Here is a 25,902-nt window from a genome sequence, read left to right as displayed (position 1 = left end):
ACAATGAAGCTTAGAGAAAAGCAGCTGCAACTTACGAGGGAAATGATCAAGGAGGCTGCGCTTACAACGTTTTGCGAGAAGGGGATCGAAGGCTCGGATCTCGTTCTCGTCGCTGCCCGTTCGGGTACGTCCAGACGGACGTTGTACCATCACTTCAAAGACAAGGAGCAGCTCGCGACCGAGGTGTACGTGGACAATCTCAAAAAAATGTTCGGGAGACTGCTTCTCGAATTCGACTTCCAATCGCCTCGCGCTTCGATAGAGGCCATTCTGAATAAATATTTGTTTTTGAGGGAGCACCACCCGGATTTGCTGTATTACGATTCGCTCTTCAGCGTGTATTTTGCCAGCATGGGCAAAAATCCGGCGGAGCTGCCGGCGTTCAAGGAATTGATCAGCGAGGAAACCCATCTATCCATAAGCGCGTTTTCGCTGGATTTGCAAACGGAGGAAACGGGGCAAAAGCTCGTTTGGATCGAGCGCACGCGGATGGTGACGCATCTTTACTTCATTTATTTGCAGAAGTCTGTGTTAATTTCTCGCCAGAATCAAGATGCGACGAAAGCCGAGGAAATCGAGCAGAACATTCGTTATAAGGAATTTCTGCTCAGCTTATGGGAAGGTCAATGATTGAGAGCCGTCGTCGCGGGTTAAGGCACACGATTCGCTTCAAACTGGTGGCAGGCGTAGCCGCGATTCTCTTGCCGCTTATCGCCCTGCTTAATTTCAACCAATATTACGCCGCGCAAGTCGTTCGAACGCAGGTAGCCGAGAGCAATCAAAGCTATATTTCGCTTTATATGAATCAAGTAGACGGCATTTTGGAAGAGATCGACAGCTTCCTCATCGGCATGATCGTTTCCGACCCGAATTTTCCGTTGTTGGATAAGCGGCAGTCCGAGGAGCAGGCGGCGCTGTTAAAGGTGCAGCTCTCCAAGCAGCTTACGAACGAAATTGCCCGTTACGGAACGATGGACGAATTTTTTATTTATTCGGCTATCGACAACAGTCTTATTGAATCGTTTAGCTTGCGGCCGTCTTACTCCGAGCGAGTCGCGGTAGGAGAAGAAATCGTCCGATTGCTAAGCTTGTCTTCCATGAAGTCTCCGCATAAGGCAAGAAATTGGATCGTTCGCGAGATCGATGGCAGTTACTATATTATGCGGCTGCTTCAAGCTGATCGAAACATCTTCGTCGGCGCTTGGGTGAAGGCGGACAGCCTGCTTGTTCCGCTTAAGCTAATCGACTTGGGGGAAAGCGGCCTCTCCTTGTTCGCCACGACAGAAGGAAAACCGATGATGCATACCGCATTCATTCGTGAGAATGAAATCGATCTTAGCTTCGCCGAGGGAGGCTACAGTTTATCCGGGAAGCCAGAGCGTTATTTAACCGTGGGGGCGTTATCGAAGCAGGGAAACTTTCGCCTCGCAGCGCTTATACCGGAACAAAAAATCTTAAAGGGCCTGTTTAATCTCCGGGAATGGAACATGGTGGTTTCAGTTGGATCGATCATGCTGCTGCCGCTGAGCCTGCTGCTGCTTCGCCGCACGATTCTGCTGCCGATTCGGAGGCTTCTCGCCGCGATGAAGCGAATCGGGGAAGGACATATGCAAGGAATTCCCGAATCCAGCTCCTCGACCGAAGAGTTTCGCGTCGTGTACAACAACTTGAACGACATGCTTTCCCAGATTAGAGAGCTGAAAATCCATGTTTACGAGGAACAATTAAGCAAGCAACAAGCGGAGCTGAGACAGCTTCAAACGACGATTAACCCTCACTTTTATTTGAACTCCTTGAACATTATGCACAGCCTTGCCGTCGTTGGCGACTATGAGCTGATTCAGGAAATGTCCCGCTGCCTGGTGGACTATTTCCGGTATATATTTCGCAGCGGGGCTCCATTCGTCTCTCTTGGAGATGAGCTTATGCATACGCGGAATTACATTCGGATTCAAGAACTGCGGTTTCCAGGCCAACTGAACAGCGAGATCGAGGTTCCGTCTTATTTATTAGAGCTGGCCGTTCCCTCGCTCGTTATTCAAACGTTCGTGGAGAATGCCGTTAAGCACGCCTTTTCGTTGGAAAAGCCGTTCCGTCTTACCCTTAGAGGAAAGCTGGAATCGGACGGAAGCGAGCCTCGCTTGCTTCTCGTTATGGAGGATACAGGGAGCGGTTTCCCTCAAGAGGTGCTGGAAAGCTTGGCAGAGGGGAGGAGCTTGGAGCGTAAGGACGGAAGCAGGCATGGCTTATGGAATGCGCGGCGCAGGCTGGAGCTGCTGTATGAAGGACGTGCCGACTTGAAGTTAGCCAACCGGGACGGAGATTCAGGAGGAGCAAGGGTTGAGATTCGTCTGCCGCTGAAGCCGTTCCCCAAGGGAGAGGACGACAACGATGCTGAACGTGTTAATCGTCGATGACGAGATTCATTTTGTGGAAGCGGTTAAGCGTATGGTGGATTGGGGGGGACTAGACGTTGCCAACGTTTATGTCGCTTATAGTTCTTCTGCCGCAGAGCAGGCTTTTCAGGCGCATGACATTCATGTGCTTCTTTGCGATATTGAAATGCCGCAGAGGACCGGGCTGGAGCTGCTGGAGTGGATGAGGCAGAAGAAGCTGCGGACGGTGCCGGTTCTGATGACCTGTCACGCCGATTTTCGGTTCGCGCAGGAAGCCGTACGTCTTGGCTGCTCCGATTATTTGCTTAAGCCGCTGTCCAAGGAGGAACTGGAAACGGCTATCCATAAAGCGGCGCAAATTGCGAACCGGGAGCAAGAGCGGATTGAGGCGCAGCGAAATAAGCTGTGGTGGTCGCATCAGCAGGACTTGAACCTTGAGCGATTTTGGATGGATCTGTTGAGTGAGGCGATTCCGGCTAATCGTGGAGATTTTCTTCGCGAAGCGGCCGCCCGGCAAATTTCAGCTTGCAGGGATGCCGAAGTGCTTCCGATATTGATGGTCGTTCGACATTGGCATCAGGATTTTCTGGTTAGAGACAGAAAGCTGCTGGAGTATGCGCTGAAAAATGCGGGCAAAGAACTGTTCGGAAGGCTTGGGCCGGGGAGCGTATTCGTGTCGGTTGGCCGCGATTCTTGGCTGCTCATTATGTCTGTTGCCCCGGATCAGCGCATAGGAGAGAGCGAACTCGCCCTCATGTGCCGCCGATTGGTCGAATTTTGCAAAACAAGCCTTTATTGCGAGTTAACTTGTTACGGGGGGCAAGCCATACCCGGACACGAGGTTGCATCGATGCTGCACCGATTGCTGAGATTGGATCAGAACAACGTGAACGGAGCCGATTATGTCAGCCTTGCCGCGGAGAACCGTTCCGTCGATGCTTCAATTGCCTTGCCCGATATGAGCGGGTGGGCGGCGTTGCTCCGGCAGGGCGTTAAGGAGAGGCTGCTGGAGGAAGCGGCAGCGTTTATTAGCAAGCTGAGGCAGCGGTCGGACATCGACAGCCGATATTTGCTCGCATTCAAAGAAAATTTCCTGCAAATGACGCACGCGGTACTGCAGCAGCAAGGTGTCCAAGCGCATCTTATGTTTTGCGACGGGGGCAGCTTGCGGTTATCGGAAGCGGCGTCGCGATCCTTGGCGGATCTGGAGCGCTGGCTTGCGCATATCATTACGAAAGCGGCGGGGTATGCGGAGGCGTCTTCCATGGGAGATGTCGTCGAACGCGCAACCCGTTACATTATGTCCAATCTGGATCAGAACCTGTCCAGGGAGGCGGCAGCCAGCCACGTTTATTTGCATCCGGACTATTTGACGCGTTTATTCAAGAAGGAGCTTGGCTGCACGATTCCGGAGTTTATTATGCGCGAAAGAATGAAGCTGGCCAAGCAGCTGCTTACCCATTCGGAGCTTCCTGTAAGCGCCGTATCGATGGCCAGCGGTTATGCAAACTTCTCCCATTTCGCCAAACTGTTCAAGCAGCAGACGGGCTTGACCCCGGTAGAATTTCGGCAGGCGAGCGCGGGGGCGCCAATGACAAAGTCGAAATCACGTCAGGCAAAAGTCGAAGCTGAAGCAGAAGAAAACGGCGGTCTCCGGCTACAATGGCAAGAGAAAGCCAAATGACGAGACTAGGGGGAAATACAATGAGCAAGAAGGCATGGTTGTCCGCAAGTTTAGTAATCGTATTGCTATTGTTGTCGGCATGCGGTTCCAATGGAGGCTCAGGCGAATCGGCGAAGCCGGAGAACGCTTCCGGGACGGAAGCTCAGTCAGACGGCAAGCCGCAGAAAACCGATGAGCTGAACGTCGCCTTTCTGAGCGTAACGGGAACGCCGCCCGATCTGAAGGCGGTAGAAGCTGAAATCAACAAAATCACAACAGCCAAAATCAATGTGTCCGTCAATTTGATGCCGATCAATTACGGCGCATACGCCCAGCAGGTCAATCTGATGCTGACGAGCAACGAGAAGCTGGATCTCATCGTTGCAGGCTCGCCGTTCGGGTTTAGCTCTCAAGTATCCCGAGGACAATTGCTTCCGCTTAACGAACTGCTCGACAAGCATGGGAGCAATATTCGCAAGGCCCTTGATCCTGTATATTTGAACGCAAGCAAGGTGGCCGGCCAAATCTACGGCGTAACGCCGGTAAGAGATTTGGCGACTGCCAACGGTTTCACGATGCGCAAAGACCTTGCAGACAAGCACGGCATCGATGCAGGCAAAATCAAATCCTTGGACGACGTGGAAGCCGCGCTCAAGATCATTAAAGATAAAGAACCGGGGATAACGCCATTAATTCCAAGCGGTGCGGGGTTTTCTTTCTTAACGAACTACAGCTGGCACGACGGGTTAGGCAACGGAATGGGCGTCCTTCCTGGTTACGACAACGGCTTGCAGCTTGTCAACAGCTTTGAGTCGCCGGAGTATGCCGAGCTTTTGAAACGGATGAGAAGCTGGTATGAGGCGGGTTACTTGCTGAAGGATGCTTCTACGAACAAGTCGAGCCAGATCGAATTAATAAAGGCGGATCGGGCCTTCGGCTACCTTTCGAAGCTGAAGCCTGGCTTTGATGCGCAGGAATCCCGTTCGATCGGCAAGGAGATGGTTAGCGCAGAGTTATCGGCTCCGGTATCGATGACGGACCATGTTTTGAACATTATGTGGGGCATTCCGCGGCAAGCGGACAATCCGGAAGCATCGATGAAGTTTCTGGACTTAATGTACGGAGACGCGGAGCTCGTCAATTTGCTGGACTGGGGCATTGAAGGCAAGCATTATGTCAAAGTGTCCGACAATGTGATCAAGTACCCGGAAGGCGTAACGATGCTGACGAACGGCTATAACTTGAATATGAGCTGGCTGTTCGGCAATCAATTTCTCGCTTATGTGTTTGAGGGGGAAGACCCTGATATTTGGCAGAAAATGAAGGAGTTCAACGAGCAAGCGGTCAAGTCGAAAGCGATGGGCTTTACGATGGACCCCGAGTCCGTGAAGACGGAAATCGCCGCAGTCTCCAACGTTATCGCGCAATACTACCTTGTGCTTGAGACCGGCTCCGTCGACCCGGATGAAGTACTTCCTCAATTTAATCAAAAGCTGAAATCCGCCGGTCTGGATAAAGTTATAGCGGAGAAGCAGCGCCAATTGGATGCATGGGCTAAAGGCGGGGGCGAGCGATGAGCGGCAATAGCAAATTGCAGGAATTGCTCGGCGGCGAGGAACGGAACTATATTCTCCCGTTCCTCTGGCAGCGCGGAGAAGAGGAAGCTGTCATCCGCGAGGAGCTTGCGCGCATAAGGGAAGCGGGGATAAGAGCGGTATGCGTTGAGTCCAGGCCCCATCCCGACATGCTTGGTCCGGAGTGGTGGAGAGACATGGACATCATTATGGACGAGGCACGGACTCACGGCATGCAGATTTGGGTGTTCGACGACGATCACTTTCCGACCGGCCATGCCGCAGGCAAGGTGAAGGAAGCACCGCTTGCGCATCAGCGGCAGTTTCTGTCGGAGCGGCGAATCGATGCGAGAGGCCCGGATCCCGAAGCCTCCTTCCTGCTGCGCCCTTGGTCCGTTCTGGATGGAGCAAGGCCTGTAGGCGCCGCCGCCGCCAGACGCGATCCGGCCACGGGAAGGCTGGACGGCGAGTTCCTTCCCATCGACCTTGAAGCTTCCGTACAGGATGGGGTGCTGTATTGGCCCGTGCCTGAAGGCTTTTGGACGATTTGTTTGTTCGTCGTCACTCGCGAAGGAGGGGACGAGCGCAGGAAAGATTATTTGAACCCGATCGTTCCGGAATCGACGCAAATCTTGATCGATACGATTTATGAAGCTTATTATGCACGCTATAAGGACGATTTTGGCGCTGCGTTCGCGGGCTTTTTCTCCGACGAGCCGGGCTTCTACAACAGCAAATCTTCATATGATTACGCATCGGGGTTGGGCAACGCCGAGATGGCTTTGCCGTGGAGAGACGATCTCCTTGATCTGCTTGAGGAGGAATACGGTCCAAATCTTCGCCGGCATCTCCCCTTGCTGTGGCACGAAGGCGGTCCGCATACGTTTGCTCTCCGTTATGCCTATATGAATGTCGTCAGCAAGCTGTATGCGGAACATTTTAGCGGCCGAATTGGACGCTGGTGCCAAGAGCGCGGCGTCGCCTACATTGGTCACCTTATGGAGGACAACAACGTCCACGCCAGACTCGGCTGCGGGGCCGGACACTTCTTCCGCGCGCTGGGGGGCCAAGATATGTCGGGCCTTGACGTTGTGCTGTGGCAGATCGTACCCGGCTTTGATGAAATGTCCTTTTCCTGGATGGGCGGCGAGACGGACAGCGTCTTTTTCCACTATGGAATGACCAAGCTGGCGGCATCGCTTGGACATATCGATCCCCGGAAGCGGGGGCGGACGTTTTGCGAGATTTTCGGAGCTTACGGCTGGGCGGAAGGCTTGAAGCTGATGAAATGGCTGACCGATCATATGCTGGTCCGAGGCGTCAACCATTTCGTTCCCCATGCTTTTTCCCAGAAGGAATTTCCCGATTGGGACTGTCCTCCGCATTTCTATGCGAGGGGCTATAATCCGCAGTTCAGATACTACGGGCTGCTCAATGCCTATACAAACCGGCTTTGCCATTTATTGAACGACGGACAGCACGTGGCGACTGCGGGGGTGTTGTATCACGCGGAAGCGGAATGGTCCGGGGAATCCATGCTGTTCCAAGAGCCCGTCAAGCAGCTCATGCAGCGTCAAATTGATTGCGATGTCCTGCCGGCGGATATGCTGCTTCGTTCAAGCGTTATTCGAGGAGAGCTTGCCGTTCACGAAGAACGGTATCGCTGCTTAATCGTTCCTTGTGCAGAAGCGTTGCCGATTGAATTGATCGCAAAGCTGTCCGAATTGGCAGAATCAGGCTTGCAGATCGTCTTTGTCGACTCGCTGCCAAAACGGGCAAGTCAAGCCGTGCCATATGCGGAGTCGTTGAGGAGATTGGAAGATCAGGCCAAGGTCGCGGTTGTGCCTCTGCTTCGGCTTGCCGATACGTTGCGGGATTGGGGCATGTACGAGTTGGAGGCAAGCGAAAGACAGCCTTATCTTCGAGCGTACCAGTATCGTCATGACCGTCTGGAAACCGTAATGCTGTTCAACGAGCATCCCGAAGAGACGTTGAACACTCGCGTCATTCTTCCGGGCGAGGGAGTATGGCTGCGCTACGACGCCTTCGGCAATACGTTGGATCGGATCGGAGAAGGACGGAATTATGCTCATGATCTCACGCTCAGCGCTTATGAATCGGCCGTCCTGCTGCGCATTCCGCCCGGCGACGAGGCGAATTATCCGATTAGTCCGGGGAAGACGGCGCCATCGTCGGAATCGACAAGCCGTCTGATCGAGCCGACGGAGTGGCATGTTTCGTTGGCCTCGGCACAGGACTACCCTGAGTTCAAGCCTTGGGGGACATTGACGAGCTTGCGGAACATAAGCTCTCGCGATTTGCTGCCGAGATTTTCCGGTACGATGAAGTACGAATGCCAAGTGCGGGACGAAGAAGCTGCTGGCTCTGTCTGGCTTGATTTGGGCGAGGTATACGAGACCGCCCAGGTTTGGGTAAACGGACGGGAAGCCGGAGTCCGGTTGTGCGCTCCCTATGTGTGGGATATTTCGGAGTTTTGGCAGCGAGGGGCGAACGAGTTAACTATCGAGGTAACGAATACGTTGGTCAAGGATCAGCAGGATTGGTTTTCCAAGTTTGTTCAGCAGGAGCCCTCCGGCCTGCTCGGCCCAGTTAGGCTTCTTAGGCCATCAACGATCAGCGTGGGAAGCGGGGAGTAATATGGAACAGACCTATCGGCTCCGCCGGAAGAACGGCATACGCAAATACAGTGTTCTGCTGCTCATGATGGTACCGGGCTTGGCCTATTTGCTAATCAACAACTACTTGCCGATGTTCGGGCTGCTGATCGCCTTCAAGGATTACAATTTTGCGAAGGGACTGCTCGGCAGCGAGTGGGTCGGCCTTAGAAACTTTGAATATTTGTTCAAGACCCAGGATGCCTACATCATCACAAGAAACACGATCCTTTATAATTTTTCTTTTATTATTCTGAATACGGCCTTTGCCGTCGGCATCGCGATTGCGCTTAATGAAATTCGCAGCCGATTCATGTCGAGATTTTATCAGAGCGTGCTGTTGCTGCCTCATCTCATCTCGATGGTTATCGTCAGCTATTTGGCCTACTCTTTGCTGAGCATGGATACTGGCTTCATGAACAAGACCGTGCTTCCGTTTCTCGGGATAGAGGAGATTTCGTGGTACAGCGAATCACGGTATTGGCCGTTCATCCTGACGATCATCAGCTTGTGGAAGGGGGCCGGCTTCCTGTGCGTCATTTACTTGGCGGCGATTATCGGGATCGATCCGGAATATTACGAGGCGGCCAAGCTGGACGGTGCCTCCAAATGGCAGCAAATCCGCAGCATTACGCTGCCTCTGCTGTCCCCGATCATCATTATGATGACCTTGCTCGCTATCGGCAAAATTTTCTATTCGGATTTCGGCCTGTTCTATCAAGTTCCGCTAGGCTCGGGAGCGCTAAACGATACGACTCAGGTAATCGACACCTATGTGTACCGGGCACTTATGAACCTCGGAGATATCGGGATGTCTTCCGCCGCAGGGCTGTACCAGTCCATCGTCGGCTTCGTGCTGGTGCTGCTATCGAATTACGCGGTGCGCAAATTCAACAAGGACAGCGCATTGTTCTAAGGTTTGGGACTGGAGTGGAGAAGCATGAATAGGATCAACAGGGGAATTTGGCTTCATCTTCCGATGCTTGCCCTAGCGGCGGCCTGCGTGCTGCCCTTCCTGCTGCTCGTCATCTCATCCGTATCGGATGAAGGCTCGATCTTGCGGCAGGGCTACACCTTTTTTCCCGATCAACTGGGTTTGGAGGCTTACCGTTACTTATGGAATCATTCCGATCAACTCGTGCGGGCATACGGCGTAACGGTGTTTATAACGATTTTCGGCACGGCGGCGAGTTTGCTCATGACCGCGATGCTCGCTTACCCGATGTCGAGACAAGGCGTTCCATGGCGCGGGGGAGTTGCATTTTTCGTTTTTTTTACCTTGCTGTTCAATGGCGGGCTGACCCCGACTTATTTGATCTATGTGCAATATTTCGATATTAAAAATACGATTCTGGCGCTTATCGTGCCCGGATTGCTGATGAACGGTTTTAACGTGCTGCTGATGCGGACCTTTTTCATGACGACGATCCCTCCGGCCTTAATCGAAGCGGCGCAAATAGACGGAGCTGGAGAATTCAAAATTTTCTGGAGAATTATTTTGCCGCTGTCGATGCCGATCGTGGCCACCGTAGGCCTAATTCAGACGATCATCTACTGGAACGACTGGTTTAACGGCATGATCTACGTGACGAATTCCAAGCTATTCAGTGTTCAGAACATTCTAAATCGAATGCTGACGGACATTCAGTTTCTGACGGAAAGCAAGTTCAGCGCGCAATTAGGCGAGGCCGGGGCGAATTTGCCCAGCATGACCGTGAAGATGGCAATCGCCGTAGTCGGCGTTCTGCCGATTATCGCCATGTATCCCTTCTTTCAAAAATATCTCATTAAAGGCATAGCGATCGGCGCGGTAAAAGGATAGGCAGGAGCGGGGAGGAACAGACGGATGAAGCCTACAAAAGTAAAGGAATGGCTTTCCCTCATGACCTTGGAGGAGAAGGCGAGCTTATGCTCAGGCAAGGATTATTGGAGAACGAACGCGCTGGAAAGATTGGGCATCCCGTCCATCGTCATGATGAACGGCCCCCACGGGTTAAGGAAGCTTGACGAATTTGAAGTCAACTTCGATGTGAGCGACAGCGCTCCGGCCACTTGCTTTCCATCGGCGTCCGCGCTGGCGTCCTCCTGGGACCGGGAACTGCTGACGGAGATCGGCGTTGCGCTCGGGAAGGAGTGTCATGCGGCGGGAGTGGATATTTTGCTCGGGCCTGGCGTGAACCTGAAGCGCTCTCCCCTAAACGGGAGGAACTTCGAATATTTCTCGGAGGACCCCTATTTGTCGGGTGAGATGGCCAAAGCTTACATTAACGGCGTTCAGAGCCAGAACGTTGGCACCTCGTTGAAGCATTATGCTTGCAACAATAAGGAAGAGCGGCGGATGACGACCGATGCTGTCGTAGAAGAAAGAGCGCTGCGGGAGCTATACTTGAACGCCTTCGAGATTGCCGTCAAGGGCAGTCAGCCGTGGACGATCATGAGCGCCTACAATCGGGTCAATGGAGCTTATTGCTCGGAGCATCCGCATTTGTTGAATCAAATTCTGAAGCAGGAATGGGGGTTTGAGGGCGCGGTCGTCTCCGATTGGGGAGCGGTGAACGTGCTGTCGGAAGGAATTCGGACCGGGCTTGATTTGGAGATGCCTTCGAGCGAAGGCTACGGTCCTGCAAGCATTATCAAGGCGGTGCAAAGCGGGGCATTGACCGAAGAAGCGCTGGACCGTGCGGTCGAGCGGGTGCTGCAATTGGCTGTTCTCTCCGCGAAGCGTTCCGGGCAGCCGATCGATTGCGATTATGAGCGTCATCATAATCTTGCCCGGAAGGCCGCAGCAGAAAGCATGGTGCTCCTTAAGAACGAGGCGAGCCTGCTTCCGTTGTCCAAGGCGCAGCGTAAGATCGCGCTTATAGGAGCAATGGTCCGTTCGCCGAAAATTCAAGGCGGTGGAAGTTCGCATATGAAGCCGACGCAAGTGGACGATGTTGAAGCCGCAATTGCCGCCAAGCTGGGCGAAGGCAGAGAGCTTGTCTACGCGCAAGGCTACGATCTGGACAGCGAGGCCATCAACAAGGCGTGGGAAGAGGAGGCGAGAGCGGCAGCGGCGGAAGCCGAAGCGGCTATCGTTATCGTCGGACTACCCGAGCGCTGCGAATCGGAGGCGTATGATCGGCGGCATCTGCGGATTCCCTTTAACCAAGCCGAGATTATCCGCGCCGTAGCGCAAGTTCAGGAGCGGGTCATTGTCGTTTTGTGCAACGGCTCCCCCGTGGAGATGCCTTGGGCGAAGCATGCGGGCGGAATCGTTGAAGCTTACTTGGGCGGCCAAGCCTTTGGAGGCGCGCTTGCGGACATTCTGTTCGGAGATGCGAATCCGTGCGGCAAACTTGCGGAAACGTTCCCGGTCGATCTGCCAAGCACGCCGGCTTACCTCGGTTTTCCGGGCGAGGGCGATCGCTGCGAATATCGCGAAGGCCTCTTCATCGGCTACCGCTATTATGACAGCCGCAATATCGAGCCGCTTTATCCGTTCGGCTTCGGCTTAAGCTATACGTCGTTCGAATACAGCGATTTGTATCTCGATAAGAAAGATTTCAGCGATCAAGAAACGCTCACCGTGCGTCTTTGGGTTCGAAATACAGGCGATCGAACAGGCAAGGAAACGATTCAATTGTATGTAAAGGACAAGGTGAGCCGATTGGTTCGGCCGGAGAAGGAACTGAAGGCATTCGCGAAAGTCGAGCTCCATGCCGGGGAAGCCAAAGAAATAGTCTTTAATTTGGATAAGAGGGCGTTCGCTTATTATGATCCAGAGCTTAAAGATTGGCACGCGGAGACGGGAGAGTTCGATATTCTGATCGGCCAGTCTTCTCGGCATATTTTGCTGGAAGAGACGGTAACCCTCCGTTCGACAACTTCGATCGTAAGGCAATACGACCGCCAGTCGTCCTTGTCGGATTTGATCGCCGATCCTCGGGTTGAGCCGATCATTCGCCAATTTACGCAAGAACTGTCCGATTCCCAAGATAAGCACAGCTCGGAGATGATGGCTGTGTTTATCCGGGAAATGCCGCTTCGATCGCTAGTCGCTTTCAGCAAAGGGGCGTTCACCGACGAAATGCTGGAGGGGCTTTTGCACCATGTGAATACGATAGGGGCGCGGGAGAACAGTTAGCGAACGCAGATATGTGACTGTCGATCAGATTAAACCATGGGACCCTATGAGTGTTTGGCAAGAATAGCAATTTGAAGCTAGCGTATGAAAAACAAAAAACGGCCCTGTCGCAATGATGCGAACAGCGGCCGTTTTTTTGAATTGTTCCACGGAATTAAGATCGGCGCTTAGAACCGATTATGAAGAAAAATGGAGCAATACTTTTGGCGGTAGCCACCATCACTAAACTGCCCATTAGTTAAGAAGACCGGCTTCTTCCGAATACTTGGCCAGTATTTCCTTGAATAAACAGGTGTTGAAACTCCTCTAGAAGGAGGTTTTATACTTGGGATCAGGCGGCAGCCAGAAGAGAAATTCAAGGAGGATATAGATCATGAGATTGATTGAAATCGGGCTTGTCTTATTTCATGTATTGTTGATGGGGTGGTTAACCTTGGGGCGTTCCAAATCACAGCGCGAGTGGCTGATAGGCGGCGGCATTGGTGCTGTTTTGCTGCTTGTCCATGCATTCGTGGAAGGATTGCGGTGGCCGATGATTCCGGTATATCTGATCACAATATGGGCGATTGCGGGAGGAGCAAGACTTTTCTTCCGAGCCGCAGCAAGGCCAGCAAGCAAGCCGCGGCGGCGATGGAAGACAGTACTCCTTGGAGGAGTTGCGGCGGTTTATGCTGCCGTGGCCATTGTTCTGCCGCTCCTGTTCCCTATATTTTCTTTTGCGAAACCCACAGGCCCCTACGCGATAGGAACAGTGACCTACCATTGGACCGATTCTGCACGGGAAGAAAAGTTTACTGAAGCGCCAGGTGATTCCCGCGAATTAATGGTTCAAATCTGGTATCCGGCAAGTTCGGAGGCTAGAGGGAAAGCGGCCCCATATTTATCTGATCCTGCTCCGTATGTAGAAGGACTGCATGAATTGTTGCAGCTGCCGGAGTTTTTGTTCTCAGGGTTGAAACTGGTCAACACCCACGCTATTGTGAATGCCGGGCTAGCGGATATGGAATCTAAATATCCTGTGCTTTTGTTCTCACATGGATTTATGGGCTACAAGAATCAGAACATGTTTCAAGTCGAGCAATTGGCAAGTCACGGCTATATTGTCGTAGGGATTGAACATGCCTATAGCAGCGTGGCTTCCGTATTTCCAGACCAGCATGTTGTGAAGTTTGATTCGGAAGGCAAGACGGGCTACGAACAAATGAAGTATTCTTTTATGGACGGGCGCAATCAAGTCTGGGTGGAAGATGCGAAGTTCGTGCTTGACCAAATCGAGGCATTGTCTGCGAATGACCCTGGCGGTCTGTTTACCGGCCGGATCGATCTTGAACATGTGGGCATGTTCGGCCATTCCTTTGGGGGAGCCACGACGGTGCAAATGCTACTGGACGATTCCAGAATACAAGCGGGTATTAATATGGATGGTGTGCTTTACGGTGAAAAGCGGATTCCTGCAGACGGCTTGAAGAAGCCTTTTCTGCTCATGAGTGCTGATGACACGTTAAAAGGGGTGGACCACACCGGCGATGCAGAGATTGCCGCGCTGGGGACGGACAGGGAAGAGATTGCAGCCTACTATGATGAGCTGTTTGCACGGTATGAGCCGGTAACCGCCGGCGGGAATTATTGGATGGTTTTTAAGCACAGCAAACATATGAGTTTCTCGGACCTGTATCTGCTCACCCCCTTGTTTGAATGGATGGAAGGGGTGGACGCGCGCAGAACGCATGAGCTGATTAACGAGTACACGCTTGATTTTTTTGACCATTATCTGAAAGGGCAGCCCTTGCAATATTTGGACCGTAACCTTGGAGACCATCCGGAGTATACACTTCAACAAGGAGCGGAGTGAGAGTCCTCCTGCCTGAGTTTCCATTGCAATCCTTGCATCAGCAAGGCGTTGCCTCTTACAACGACGTCCCATTTGGGATTGAGGAGCAAGCACAGCTTATTGAACCGTTCCATCCGTTCGGTAGGAGCATGAAGCATGGATTGAGCATATTGGCGGAAAAAGGCGGCTTTATCACGGAACTGCTCCGGACTCGCATACATCAACACAAAATCTTCAACAATAGTCTGTACAACAGCGCTGTCTGCTGAAAATCTTTGTTGCAGGGCCGCTTCCACCCGGACCCGGATGTTCTCCAGCATTCTGATCCAGGCCGCAGCGGGAACGCGGGGGTGCCTGACCATATTGAAAAAGTGCAGTTCGTAATGGACAAGATCCTCCAGGTACTGCGAATCGTTCATAAGCGCTTGCAGTTCGTTCCAAGCTACGGTTTGCCCAGCCGTCACTTTGACTTCGTTGATAATATATTTATTGAACAAATATAAAAAGGTATCCTGCCATTCGGCCGGCAACTGACCGAGCGCCTGTATTTCTTCTATTTTGCTGGATATGAACCGGTTTCGCTTATCGGCATTCATGGACAAAGAGTCGACCAGCTCATTCAAGTAATGCAGGGAAGTGCCTGTTGAATCATGCTCTTTGGCTTGGCGCAGAATCGAAATCATATTGGTCAGAGTGCTGACCTGGGTCTCCAACGCTTCAATCTGCCAGTCGAGTGCTGTAGTGAGCTGAATCTCTCCGGCCATTACTTGGCGGATCTCGTCAATGCCGAAGTCCAGATAGCGCAGCGTTGTGATCAACCGCAGACGGGAAATATCTTCAGGAGTATATAACCGGTGTCCGCCTTCGCTGTGGCTCGATGGTTTCAATAGAGCGATGTCGTCATAATAACGGACGGTTTTAACGGTTGTGCCCAGCAGCTTGGCCACCTCGCCGATGGTTTTGGTATCTTTACGCAAGTGATCGCCCCTCGGTTGGAATCATACGATGTTTGGAATTAATTGTACCGAAAGGAATGACGATTTTCAATTTGCTTGTTTTACCTGTTATTCACCCAGCACAAAAAAGACCCCAGGAGCTGACGCGAAATTTCCCAATGCGTCAGCTGTCCGTCAACGCAATGAGCATTTCTCCCGGATCATGTGGAAAGATACGATCGTTTAAATTCTGAATTAAAATTTAGGCTCAACCTTGAGATCAGTGCTTGACTTCCTCCAACGCCAAACTAACTGGATTTTATGTAGGTAAATAAGCCGGATTAGATGATTTTTGCAATCTACCTGGAAATGATGCAGCTAGTTCGGACTAAATCGATCACTTTCATCTCGTTCTCTAATTCTAACGGCATTTTTTCCATTTAGATTGGCTTTCTAGCCAAATCATGCAAGAACGAACTGCAGAAATTACATTTAGTTAGCCAAGGCCAAGAACGATCTGTCATGGAAGCCTCTCAACCACTTACCGAGTTAGCCGTTTGGTGAACTGATTTTCGATAATTTACACAGTTGATACAAGGACATTGACTTAAACCTAGTAAGCTTCAAGGAATAACATCTTCGCTGCGCTCATATCCAGTATGCCATGTTCGCGTATAATAACCGACATCATCATAAGCATAGACAACCGATGTTTGGTTTGATTAATTCGCCAAATGGTATTAAAACCTTTATGGTTACACTATCCTGCCTGTCAGCGTAACAAGGCTGCCATTCAACGCGGCAGCCTTATCATGGTTTGAATTTTCTTGCGCTATCGTCAGCATTATTTCGCGCGAATAGGAAAATACAAATCAATCTCAGAATGCGGATCGTCTGGATGCGTATAGCGCTGATCGTAAAACTCAAACTCATACTTACCTGTGTTTGTTCCGCCGTCGTAAACATAAGGACTCTTAGGCAACCAATGTCCCCAGAAATGATGGAACCCGCTTCCAATGTCATCCAGCGGGCCTCGATGAGTCAACACGATATAACGCGCATCCGGCACCTCAATACGGGACATCCCCTCGGGAATGTCACCATCCTGAAAGATTTGCGCGGCGGCCGTATAATCAAATGGCTTGTCAGACGAGTTGTCCGGATTTTGCATCATGAGTCCAAAGCTGCGCGAGCCAAGAAGGCCCGGAATTTCTTCAATACGCTTGCCGAATCGGCTCCATAGCTTTGCAATGGCATTCTGTGAAGGCGGCAAAGACGGATCGAAATGAATCGTTTCTGTAATGCCAACGACGCTAAAGGCTGGTTTCTCGATGATTTTGGTTTCGATAATCATAAGTGAACATCTCTCCGTTCATTTTCTTTTCATATCGGTGGGAAAATAAACCAATTCAATTGTATCGAATGTATGTTCGGTTGTAAAGGGCGATTTTTTCATTATCCTGCCCGTTTTGGTGCGCCGCGGCGGATGGAGCCCCATAGCTTATGTTTATAAAACAAAAAAGAACCCCAAATCAGGAGTTCCTTTTGGTTTTAAAAACTGTACTTCTGCTATTACTTACTTCAGTTCAGCTACACTAACAGCGATCTGTTCAATTTGGCTGCTGCTCAGGGAACCGTCAGGAGAACTGATCGTCACCGTCCGGTCGTCCAGTTGGAAGCCCAGCAGCGGCGTATCGGAAGGCGTATACCACTTCGCGCTGACGCCGTTGGACAGCTTGACCGCCTTGGATTTATAGTCGGTGGAATAATCCCGTGGCGACACATTAACGGTCATTTGCTTAAAGATCAGATTGACTCCATCGCCCGTAGCTTTCGCTTCAACGTAGCTGTCGTCTTTGGCCATTTGCTTTGGAGCATAGGCCGTCTCAAAGGATTCAAAATTGGCGAAAGCCTTTTTGATTGCCTTTATCTGTGCGTCACTGTAATTGATGGCTGTCCATTCACCTGCAGGGCTATCGCCGGCCTGTTTCGTTTCCAGCCAAATCTGCTGGCTGGCAGCATCGAACCCTACATTGATTCCAGCCAGGTTGGAGATGGCCCGCACCGGCAAATATGTCGTATTTTGATAGGTGATCGGCGCCAGCTTTTTGCCATTACTGTCTGTTAAGGATTGAACGGCTCCGTTTACTTTAAAGGTAATGCCTTGATTCAGATAAGCGTTGATCTTCTCCAGCTTGCTTCCGGCATATACACCGGCGGCTCCCGATAAAGTCATTCCCAATACGATGGCGGACAAAAGTGTTTTTTTCACAACGAATCTCTCCTTTTTCTTAACAAAATCATTTTTTGAAATCGACAATATGTGTTACGATAAGCTTCTCTTTATCATCCACAGTGATACCCAGCCTGGAGCCGGAAGGGTTCCAGCTTAGCGGATATACCGGGTAATACGATAACCCGAGCGGCGAGACCTTGCCGGAGACCGTATCAAAAATATAGATACCATTCATCCCGCCCTTATCCTCGGTATAAACCGCGAAGGCCAGCCTGGAGGAATCGGGGGACCAGGATTGATGGGACAGCAAATCGCCTTTACCGATCAGCAAGCCTTGTACATGACCACCCGTATCGTAGATGAGCAGGCGCGATTCTTCCTGCCCGCCGCTTCTTGCGGTGGAAACGGCAATCCGCTGACTGTCAGGCGACAGACTCAAGGTGGAGACATCCGTTGCAAGCAGGGTTGGCCGGGATTGTGTAGGGGTAAAGCTTTTCATGCGGTTTTTGGCATCTGTGTAATAAATCGTCCCGTTACCCGTTGCAAATTGGGTGAAGCTCTCTACTTCAGAATCCTGCAGCTCGATCTTCTCCCGGGTACCGTCCACGGATATGTTCCATATCTCGCCCCGGCCATTCATCGAGCCGGCGGCAAGAACATAGGAGTCATTATTGAGCCAGCCGCCCACTTCCATATAATTGTCGACCGCGACTTCATGCTGCTCCCCTGTAGCCATATTTTTGATCGCATTCACGGCCGTATATTTGTTCTTCCAGGTCTGAATGAAGCTGTATTTCCCATCCGGCGATAGGAATGATTTGATGACTTCTCCCTGACCCGCTCCTGTCTGTTCCTCAATGCTCAGCCGCTTGCCAGTCTCCAGATCAAAACGGAACCGGCTGTAGCTATATTGCGCTTCCTTCGTAGCGGTGGCCTGCTTCTCCAACGTGGTTACTTGGATCTCCAGTTCTTGATCTGAGAGCCATTTCTCGATATTTGCGCTATCAATCCGGTGTATACGCTGCACGGCAATCCCTTGCTCAGCAGGCGGTTTGCTATCTTTGACTACTGTCAGTTCACGTTTTCCTCCCGTCCCGGTGCTGGTTTGGTCAGTTGTATCCGGCGGTCTGCGTACCTGCGCTGTGCTGCCCTTCTGCTCTGCGTTACAGCCGGATAAGATGCCGGCTGACAGCAAGGTCGCGGCAAGCAGACCGGCGATGTATTTCCCTTTGTTGATATTCATCGAGGACCTCCTGCTTAAAAAAATTATTCTGACCCGGGCCGCTTGATACAGTTATTGTCTCCTTTCGATCCAACCCGCTGCAATCTCTCCCATGGCCTTTAGTATAGAGAGACAATATTGCGCAAAGATATCTAGCTTGTAACGAACTTGTAAACAATCCATGAGGCCGGAACTGTCTGAATCACGGCGAAAAGCCCGGATGAGCTCATTCATTCCGGGTTTCGCCTTCGTCATTTTGTGTATAGTTTATCCTTTCCGAACCGGAGGCATGCAGTAGAAGCTCCACCCTGAGACGCGCCCCGTCCGGCCCCGTCTCTACAAGCTGTACGGATCCCCCTTGCTTCTCGGTCAGATTGCGAACCAGAGCTAGCCCAAGTCCTGTTCCGCCGCTAGCTCTTGATCGGTCTCTACTGACCGTATAAAACGGATCGAAAATACGGGATACGGCTTCCTCCGGAATACCGATTCCCGTATCGGCAACCTCGATGATCATCCGGTGTGCTCCGTCTGCTGACGCTGCAGTGTAGTTAAGCAGGTGAACTTGTCCGCCTGGTCGGTTATATTTTATCGCATTGTCCAGTAAATTAAGCATGATGTGCATCACGTTCTCAGGATCGGCCCACACCTCACCTTCAACCAACGAAGTATGAATCGTAACCCTGCAGCTGTCCGCCTTTCCTTGCATCCGGGCCACAGCCTCCTCCAGCAAGGGTCGCAGCGGAACGGCCTCCGCCTGTGTCTCAAACTCGTAAACATCCATCGCTGACAACTGCAGCGCCTTCTCCACAAGACTGTACAGTCTCTGTGCCTCTACATGGATGCGCCTTCCGGCATCATCCAGCAGGGCAGGATCATCGCTGTACATATTCAACAAGTCGGCGTACGCGATAATCGAGGTTAACGGCGTCTTTAGCTCATGGCTGATATTGCCGATGAACTGCTTTTGCTGCTGCTCCAGTTCTCGCAGCCGCCCCACTGTTTCAAGCAGCTTCTGCTTTTCTTCATGCAAAGCACCGACAGACGTGGAGATGCTGCCGCTCATCTCATAGATTCCTTGTGCAAGCTCGCCCAGCTCATCTTTTCTGACTACCGAAGGGGCCGATAGATAATCCCCTTGACCAATTTGCGATGCCGCTCTGTTCAGCCGGTCAATGACATTGACCTGCCGCCGGACATACAGGTAACCGATCAGGAAACCGACACCCAGCACGGTGGCACCGGCAATAAGAAACAACTGGCGAATTCGGGCGTAAAAAGCATTTTGCTCGGCGAGCGAAGCATGAAACTGCACCGTGCCCAGACGCTGTTCGGCATTGTACAGGGGAGCGAGAAACAACAGCTGATCCCCTTCGGTAATGTATGCCCACTGCCCCTGAGCTGTAAATTGCAGAGCATCCTGCACATCGGCCCGAGGCTGAAATGGCAGCGAGGTGCCGGCAAATGAGCCATCCACCGTATACAGCGTCACCGCCATACCGCTTTGTGCCCCCAAATCCACGGCCAGCCGTTGACCCGTCTGCTTCATAAACTGGTCCGGCGGAATCCTGCCTTCGGTCAGATATTCCTCACGCACGCGCAGATTGGCGGCTTCTGCCTGTTGGGTAAAAGACTGCTCCAGCATGGTTCGTTGGTTCTCACGGATGCCGCTCAGCACCAGCACGCTCAGGCAAGTTACGATAAAAACGAGAAGCAGGGCGAGTAACAACGACATTTTCCCCTTCAGGCCCAGCCGAAATTTGCCGGTCATCTAGGGTGACCCCGTGCTTTTATAGCCGATTCCGTAAACGGTTTGAATGAGCCCGTGGTGACTGCCCAGCTTTTTGCGCAGACGCTGCACATGCATGTCCACCGTGCGTGTGCCACCCGCAAAATCCATATCCCACACCTTCTCCAGCAGCACTTCCCGTGAATAGACCCGCCCCGGATTGCGCATCAGCAATACCAGCAGATCAAATTCCTTAGGCGTTAAATCCAGCAGTTCACCTTGAATAGATACCGCGCGGCTAAACAGCTCTGCGGACAATTCTCCCAGTCTCAGCACATCCTGCTGCTCCTGCTGCATTTGTTGTACATAACCTCCCCGGCGTGATAGCGCCTTGACTCTGGCCAGCAGCTCCCGCATATCAAAGGGCTTGGTCATGTAATCGTCAGCGCCTAGCTCCAGTCCCAGCACTTTATCGACAATATCATCCTTGACAGTCAGTAACAGAATCGCAGGCCGCGGCCGGCCATCCAGCTTGCGGCATACGTCATAACCGCTTACACGAGGCATCATGACATCAAGCACCATAACCGTAGGTCGGAACGTCTCCACCTTGTCCAGCGCCTCCTGACCGTCCGCAGCCATCTCCACCTCATACCCTTCCCTTCGCAGCGCATAAGCTACAGCCGCCCGGATGCTGCTCTCGTCATCCACCACAAGTATTTTGATCATGAACATCACCTCGCATGCTTTGTACCATGTATTGCTCCTCCACCTCAAACCTGATGAAATAGATCAGCTTCCCGTTTGCGTCAAATAAACCTAAAGCATGTTCCGCTTTCTGCTGAGATCAATTATATCAGGAAGGAAGGGGATAAATATACTCGACGTTTATTCCTTTAATTGCTGTGGGATTCAAAAATAAAGTTAGAACTTATGATATATTCTTAAATGAAGAGGATGACAAATTTCTTGTCGATACAAAGTTAAGCCGTAGAGAAGTACAGGGCACGTTCATTTTTTCTGTATCTGATTCCAGTTCGGCTTATCGAGTATTTTATGAATGGGTTGTGAAGAGGTACTCTCCGTATAGCCAAATAAATAATGTGAAGGTCAATAATATGGGAATTCCTCTTTCGATCCTACTTTTAATATGAAAAATGTGGCTCAAAACCATAATCAGTCCTTGACTTTGAGAGGCTTCCACGACAGATCGTTCTTGGCCTTGGCTAACTAAATGTAATTTCTGTAGTTCGTTCTTGCATGGGTTGGCTAGAAAGCTAATCTAAATGGAAAAACTGCCGTTAGAATTGGGGAACGAGATGAAAGGGAACGATTTGGTCCGAACTAGCTGCATCATTTCCAGTTAGATTGCAAAAATCATCTAATCTGGCTTATTTACCTACATAAAATCCAGTTAGTTTGGCGTTAGAGGAAGTCAAGCACTGATTTCAAGGTTGAGCCAAAAATGTACCTAAATTTCAGTATTTGATCCAAAGTACTTGACTATGACGTTAGGTCATAGTGCATAATTCTCACTATAAATAACTAGGAGTGAGAGATATGAACATAAAAACATTGCGTTCAGACCAAATTTATCAAAAAGTTGCCCAAACTTCGCCCGAGGAAAAGTTTGAATTATTCAGAAACGAAATGATGGCTCCCTTTATGAAACAATGGCAAATTCAACAAATCCCTTTTAGAGCTGAAGAAGCGAATGGTTTTGACGTTATTACGTATAATAGTATGATGCATCGATCCCCTGATCAGATTACCCAGCAGATCTCATCTGAGATAGAGTTGATTTCGTCAGATTCTTTTTGGTCAGAGTGTGAGGATGCTGTAAGGAAAAGCCTCCGTCTATTTATTGAACATGAAATAAATCTCCCCGTATCCGAATATTTGTTTACCATTCAACTAGGGAATCCGGAAAACCGTGCCTTAACAATAAACGAAGGATATAGCGGCTTTGGGGGCATTCCCGGGTTTATCTGGGGTACACTCTTGCCTAATGAGTACACGATTCCTCGAATGAAGGCTTCGCTGGCGCACGAATGCAACCATAATGTGCGATATCAATTTATTCAGTGGGATCACACCGTTAATTTGGGCGAGCTAATTGTAAGTGAAGGACTAGCTGAAAACTATGCTACGTTCATGTTTGGAGAAGAATTGCTCGGCCCTTGGGTAACGAAAACAAACGCAGAAACACTTAACAGGCGCATAAAGCCTGTGCTTAGAGAGCAATTGCAATTAACCGGGTTTGATAAGTTTGCTCCGTATCTTTACGGTGACGAGATCGCAAAACTTCAAAACTTTAAACCGGTCAATATGCCTTTTAGCGCTGGCTACGCTTGCGGATATTATTTAATCCAATATTATTTAAGAAAAACAGGAAGAACGATCTTTGAGGCCACAATAACACCTGCTGCTCAAATACTAGACGAAGTAAAAGGATTTTGGGATGAAGAAACCATTATTAGCGGTTAAAGATATTGTCCAGATTACAGGCATTACAGCTCGGACCCTGCATTATTATGATAGAATTCATTTATTTAAACCGACACATCTGACGGAAAAAGGGTATCGCCTATATGATCGAAGCAGTTTGGAAAAACTTCAAACTATTTTGTTCTTAAAGGAATTGGATTTTTCCTTGAAAGAAATTGCGGACATTTTAAAGCTGACCAAGCAAGAACAGAAACAAATATTAAAGAAGCAGAGACAAACCTTATTATCGAGAAAACAAAGACTAGAAACCATCATGGTTGCTCTCGAAGAATACGTTTCGGGGAATGATATTAGTAATTTGCAGATCTTCAACAGTTCTTCCGTTTTGCCATTGAAAGAACAGTATGCAAATGAGGCAAGATTCATTTATGGCGAAACAGAGGCGTATAAAGAGTATAATCAAACGATAGAAAAATTATCACTAGATGAAAAAGAGGAGCGTTTTTCCGAAGTTGAACAAATATTCAAACAAATTGCATCTTGTATCCATCAAGATCCTTCCTCCGATGAAGTTCAGCGATTAATCGAGGAGTGGAAAAAAAATCTAATGCAATTCATGACATGTGATGCAGAGTTACTGGCTTGCATTGCCAATACCTACAAATTCGATGCACGATTCAAAAACTACTTTAATCAATATAGCAATGAGGATTTCGCAGATTTCCTACACAGTGCTATTATGCATCATATATCTCAATCGTGAACAGGAAAATTCGGCGGAAAATGGGAAGGGCATTGTAAAAACTCAAACAGCACCAAGACATGACGGCAGTCTGCCACGCGATCGGTTGCCGTTTTTACATTAAAGTAACGGGCAGGATAGCGTGGCTGACCGACTTACATAACTTTACATTATCACTTTATTGCGATAATATATTAGAGAAGTAAAGTGATAAAGGGTGTGGTCTTAATCGAATTCATTCGGCTAGCAATACCAAAAGGCAATACCTCAGTTAAGAAGGGAGTTTGTTATGGTGCGAGAGGCATTAATTAACAGAAAAACAAAAGAAACAGAAATTAAACTGGAGCTTAATCTCGATGAATACAGTGAAGGCAACATCAACACGGGAATTGCATTCTTTAACCATATGCTCACGCTTTTTGCTTTTAGGGCAGGAATAAAACTAAATGTGGATTGCAAAGGTGATTTAGAGATAGATGGGCATCACACGGTTGAGGACATAGGAATATGCTTGGGGCAAGCAATCAAAAAGGCTATAGGGGATAAAAAAGGCATAAACCGTTATGGTAGTTCGCGTATACCTATGGATGAGAGCTTAGCATTAGTGGATTTGAGTATATCTAATCGCTCTTTCTTAGTGTTTAACGTGGAAATGCCGTCAACACGAGCAGGCGAGTTTGAAACCGAATTAACCGAAGAGTTTTTTCACGCTGTAGCGCATAATAGCGGGATAACCATGCACATCAATTTGGAATACGGCAGAAATACACACCATATAAATGAGGCAATTTTCGTAGCATTCGGCGATGCGTTGAAGAAAGCAATTAGGATAACAGGCGATGTTATTCCGTCTACGAAGGGTACGTTATCATTATGAAAAAAATATGTATAGACGCTTACGTGTAAAAAATTAGGGGGAGGAATTTGTTTCATTGGACATCTGACGATTAGCACATTAGTTCAGCACACAAGGAGAAGTTTGCCGCGGCAGCCTGCTCCTTGTGTTCATTAAGCTAATGGGCAGGATAATGTAATATTCCATCATGCAACCGGCGAAATATTCGCTTGCATGTTCAGTTCTTGGGTAAATTAGCTCAATAAATTCTATAAATAAGATTATATATGGTATAATATGAAAATATATTTTAAAAATACTAAAGCGTTATGAAATGGTGGACTAAACGAATGGAACGTACAATTCAATTAATGGAAACCCATTTAAATATCGATCTTGGAAATCCGCCCTTTTTAAAATTAGATAACGGGTTGCAAATTCCATACTCTTCGATTAAGGGGATAACAACAGGTAGACCCATACCAAATGCTTTCAAGATTTATGGTTTTTCTTTTGGAGGAACAAGAAATGGATTATTTAGATTCAATGGAGGTTATCATCTCTACTTTTTTAATAATGAGGTTGATACCCTTCATTTTGACTTGAATAATTTTCTTGTTGGTAAATTTAAAATATCAAAGTTAATCATTGATGTTAAAAACCCTGAAGAAATAAGTAAAACTATCTCCGAAAGATTGACGTGATAGTTCAATACCGAAAGGTCTACCGCACTGGCTTTTCTCAACTAACGGGCAGGATAGTGGGAAAGTATTGCAGAATACTTATTATTGAAACGGAGTATTGAGGGGGGAATGATTTGTCAGAGAATTAGTGTTTTGGTTGCAAACTTGCCAATAATATGATCGATACAAACATTGTTTACGAAAATGATTTTCTAACTTGCATCCTTGATATTGCTCCTTTAAATGAAGGGCACATACTAATACTTCCAAAACAACACTACCATGATGTCGATGATCTGGATGAACTTACTGCCAGTGAGATCATGAAGACATCCGCAGTGCTGGCAAAGCTGCTAAAAGCCCAGTTCCAACCTGATGGAATTACCATTATTCAAAATGGTGGTAAATTTAATGATTTAACACACTACCATATGCATGTCTTCCCACGCTATGAATCAGATGGATTCGGATGGGTTGAACCTCCAGACACCACAAATGCCAAGAATCGTTTGACCGAAACTAGAGAGAAATTAATAAGATTGATAAATCACTAGTTATTAAGCTAACGGGTACCATTCGACAAGTTCTGCTATAAGCGCATAACAGCGTGAAAAGCAGGAGATTACATCTATGTTATCTTAACTTTGCAACTGAGGATGGGAATGATGGAACCATGTTTCCCAAAACCATCCCGCCAATACTCCTGCGTGCGTCATCGCTGACAGGCCATGAGGTATGAAGAACAGGTGGAGTCGGCAGAACAGAGGCTGAAGCCATTCCTTAGGAAAAGGTATGCCAATGGATATGCCG

Annotated in this window: 19 protein-coding genes and 1 pseudogene; 14 read left to right on the top strand and 6 right to left on the bottom strand. The window is 49.4% G+C overall.

The genetic code is table 11. The features are described 5' to 3' along the window. Positions 1–3: 3 nt before the first annotated feature. The 9 genes from ACFQ0N_RS33425 (at position 4) to ACFQ0N_RS33385 (ending at position 14,286) form a co-directional block, all read left to right on the top strand. Positions 4–630, top strand: coding sequence for a TetR/AcrR family transcriptional regulator (locus ACFQ0N_RS33425; protein WP_379334452.1), 627 nt, complete (start codon positions 4–6; stop codon positions 628–630). Next, on the top strand, positions 627–2,417 hold the full coding sequence (locus ACFQ0N_RS33420) for a sensor histidine kinase (protein WP_379334451.1): 1,791 nt from the start codon (positions 627–629) through the stop codon (positions 2,415–2,417). Before ACFQ0N_RS33425 ends, ACFQ0N_RS33420 begins: the two co-directional genes overlap by 4 nt. Continuing rightward, entirely contained in the window at positions 2,392–4,080 is a 1,689-nt protein-coding gene (locus tag ACFQ0N_RS33415; protein ID WP_379334450.1) for a response regulator transcription factor, read from the top strand. Before ACFQ0N_RS33420 ends, ACFQ0N_RS33415 begins: the two co-directional genes overlap by 26 nt. A gap of 20 nt (positions 4,081–4,100) precedes the next feature. Further along, positions 4,101–5,636, top strand: coding sequence for an ABC transporter substrate-binding protein (locus ACFQ0N_RS33410; protein WP_379334449.1), 1,536 nt, complete (start codon positions 4,101–4,103; stop codon positions 5,634–5,636). Then, positions 5,633–8,290 carry a glycosylhydrolase-like jelly roll fold domain-containing protein gene (locus ACFQ0N_RS33405; RefSeq protein WP_379334448.1) on the top strand — a complete coding sequence of 886 codons (2,658 nt, stop codon included), beginning with the start codon at positions 5,633–5,635 and terminating at the stop codon, positions 8,288–8,290. Before ACFQ0N_RS33410 ends, ACFQ0N_RS33405 begins: the two co-directional genes overlap by 4 nt. A 1-nt stretch (position 8,291) precedes the next feature. After that, on the top strand, positions 8,292–9,224 hold the full coding sequence (locus ACFQ0N_RS33400; RefSeq protein WP_379334447.1) for an ABC transporter permease: 933 nt from the start codon (positions 8,292–8,294) through the stop codon (positions 9,222–9,224). Positions 9,225–9,248: 24 nt separating this feature from the next. Further along, a complete protein-coding gene (locus tag ACFQ0N_RS33395; RefSeq protein ID WP_379334446.1) occupies positions 9,249–10,130 on the top strand; it encodes a carbohydrate ABC transporter permease in 882 nt (293 codons plus the stop codon). Positions 10,131–10,154: 24 nt separating this feature from the next. Continuing rightward, positions 10,155–12,434: a glycoside hydrolase family 3 C-terminal domain-containing protein gene (locus ACFQ0N_RS33390; protein ID WP_379334445.1), complete on the top strand. Its 2,280-nt coding sequence runs from the start codon at positions 10,155–10,157 to the stop codon at positions 12,432–12,434. A gap of 373 nt (positions 12,435–12,807) precedes the next feature. Next, positions 12,808–14,286: an alpha/beta hydrolase family protein gene (locus ACFQ0N_RS33385; RefSeq protein WP_379334444.1), complete on the top strand. Its 1,479-nt coding sequence runs from the start codon at positions 12,808–12,810 to the stop codon at positions 14,284–14,286. Here ACFQ0N_RS33385 and ACFQ0N_RS33380 read toward each other — a convergent pair. The 6 genes from ACFQ0N_RS33380 to ACFQ0N_RS33355 all read right to left on the bottom strand — a co-directional run bounded on the left by ACFQ0N_RS33380 (position 14,268) and on the right by ACFQ0N_RS33355 (position 21,113). Further along, a complete protein-coding gene (locus ACFQ0N_RS33380) occupies positions 14,268–15,242 on the bottom strand; it encodes a MerR family transcriptional regulator (RefSeq protein ID WP_379334443.1) in 975 nt (324 codons plus the stop codon). The two genes, ACFQ0N_RS33385 and ACFQ0N_RS33380, sit on opposite strands and share 19 nt — an antisense overlap. 802 nt (positions 15,243–16,044) lie before the next feature. Beyond that, a complete protein-coding gene (locus tag ACFQ0N_RS33375; RefSeq protein ID WP_379334442.1) occupies positions 16,045–16,554 on the bottom strand; it encodes a GyrI-like domain-containing protein in 510 nt (169 codons plus the stop codon). 222 nt (positions 16,555–16,776) lie between these two features. Further along, on the bottom strand, positions 16,777–17,472 hold the full coding sequence (locus ACFQ0N_RS33370) for a stalk domain-containing protein (protein ID WP_379334441.1): 696 nt from the start codon (positions 17,470–17,472) through the stop codon (positions 16,777–16,779). A gap of 28 nt (positions 17,473–17,500) precedes the next feature. Then, positions 17,501–18,679, bottom strand: a complete 1,179-nt coding sequence (locus ACFQ0N_RS33365) for a TolB family protein (protein WP_379334440.1) — start codon at positions 18,677–18,679, stop codon at positions 17,501–17,503. Between the two features lie 205 nt (positions 18,680–18,884). Next, a complete protein-coding gene (locus tag ACFQ0N_RS33360; RefSeq protein WP_379334439.1) occupies positions 18,885–20,426 on the bottom strand; it encodes a sensor histidine kinase in 1,542 nt (513 codons plus the stop codon). Further along, complete coding sequence (locus tag ACFQ0N_RS33355) at positions 20,427–21,113, bottom strand: response regulator transcription factor (RefSeq protein ID WP_379334438.1); 687 nt, start codon at positions 21,111–21,113, stop codon at positions 20,427–20,429. It lies immediately after the preceding gene. Positions 21,114–21,944: 831 nt separating this feature from the next. Between ACFQ0N_RS33355 and ACFQ0N_RS33350 the strand changes: the two genes are divergently transcribed. From ACFQ0N_RS33350 to ACFQ0N_RS33330, 5 genes and pseudogenes are all read left to right on the top strand, one after another. Further along, complete coding sequence (locus ACFQ0N_RS33350) at positions 21,945–22,871, top strand: DUF2268 domain-containing putative Zn-dependent protease (protein WP_379334437.1); 927 nt, start codon at positions 21,945–21,947, stop codon at positions 22,869–22,871. Continuing rightward, positions 22,846–23,595, top strand: a complete 750-nt coding sequence (locus tag ACFQ0N_RS33345) for a MerR family transcriptional regulator (RefSeq protein ID WP_379334436.1) — start codon at positions 22,846–22,848, stop codon at positions 23,593–23,595. The genes ACFQ0N_RS33350 and ACFQ0N_RS33345 overlap by 26 nt, the downstream gene beginning before the upstream one ends. A 271-nt stretch (positions 23,596–23,866) precedes the next feature. Continuing rightward, complete coding sequence (hisB, locus tag ACFQ0N_RS33340; protein WP_379334504.1) at positions 23,867–24,451, top strand: imidazoleglycerol-phosphate dehydratase HisB; 585 nt, start codon at positions 23,867–23,869, stop codon at positions 24,449–24,451. A 308-nt stretch (positions 24,452–24,759) separates the two neighbouring features. Then, positions 24,760–25,113 (top strand): hypothetical protein, encoded by a 354-nt coding sequence (locus ACFQ0N_RS33335; protein WP_379334435.1) that lies wholly within the window; start codon positions 24,760–24,762, stop codon positions 25,111–25,113. Positions 25,114–25,253: 140 nt separating this feature from the next. After that, positions 25,254–25,646: pseudogene (locus ACFQ0N_RS33330) on the top strand (HIT family protein); the annotation flags it as partial. Between the last annotated feature and the right edge of the window lie 256 nt (positions 25,647–25,902).

The organism is Paenibacillus sp. GCM10027626, assembly GCF_042676285.1.
GTDB lineage: Bacteria > Bacillota > Bacilli > Paenibacillales > Paenibacillaceae > Paenibacillus_Z.
This window is presented reverse-complemented; position numbering and strand designations above follow the sequence as displayed.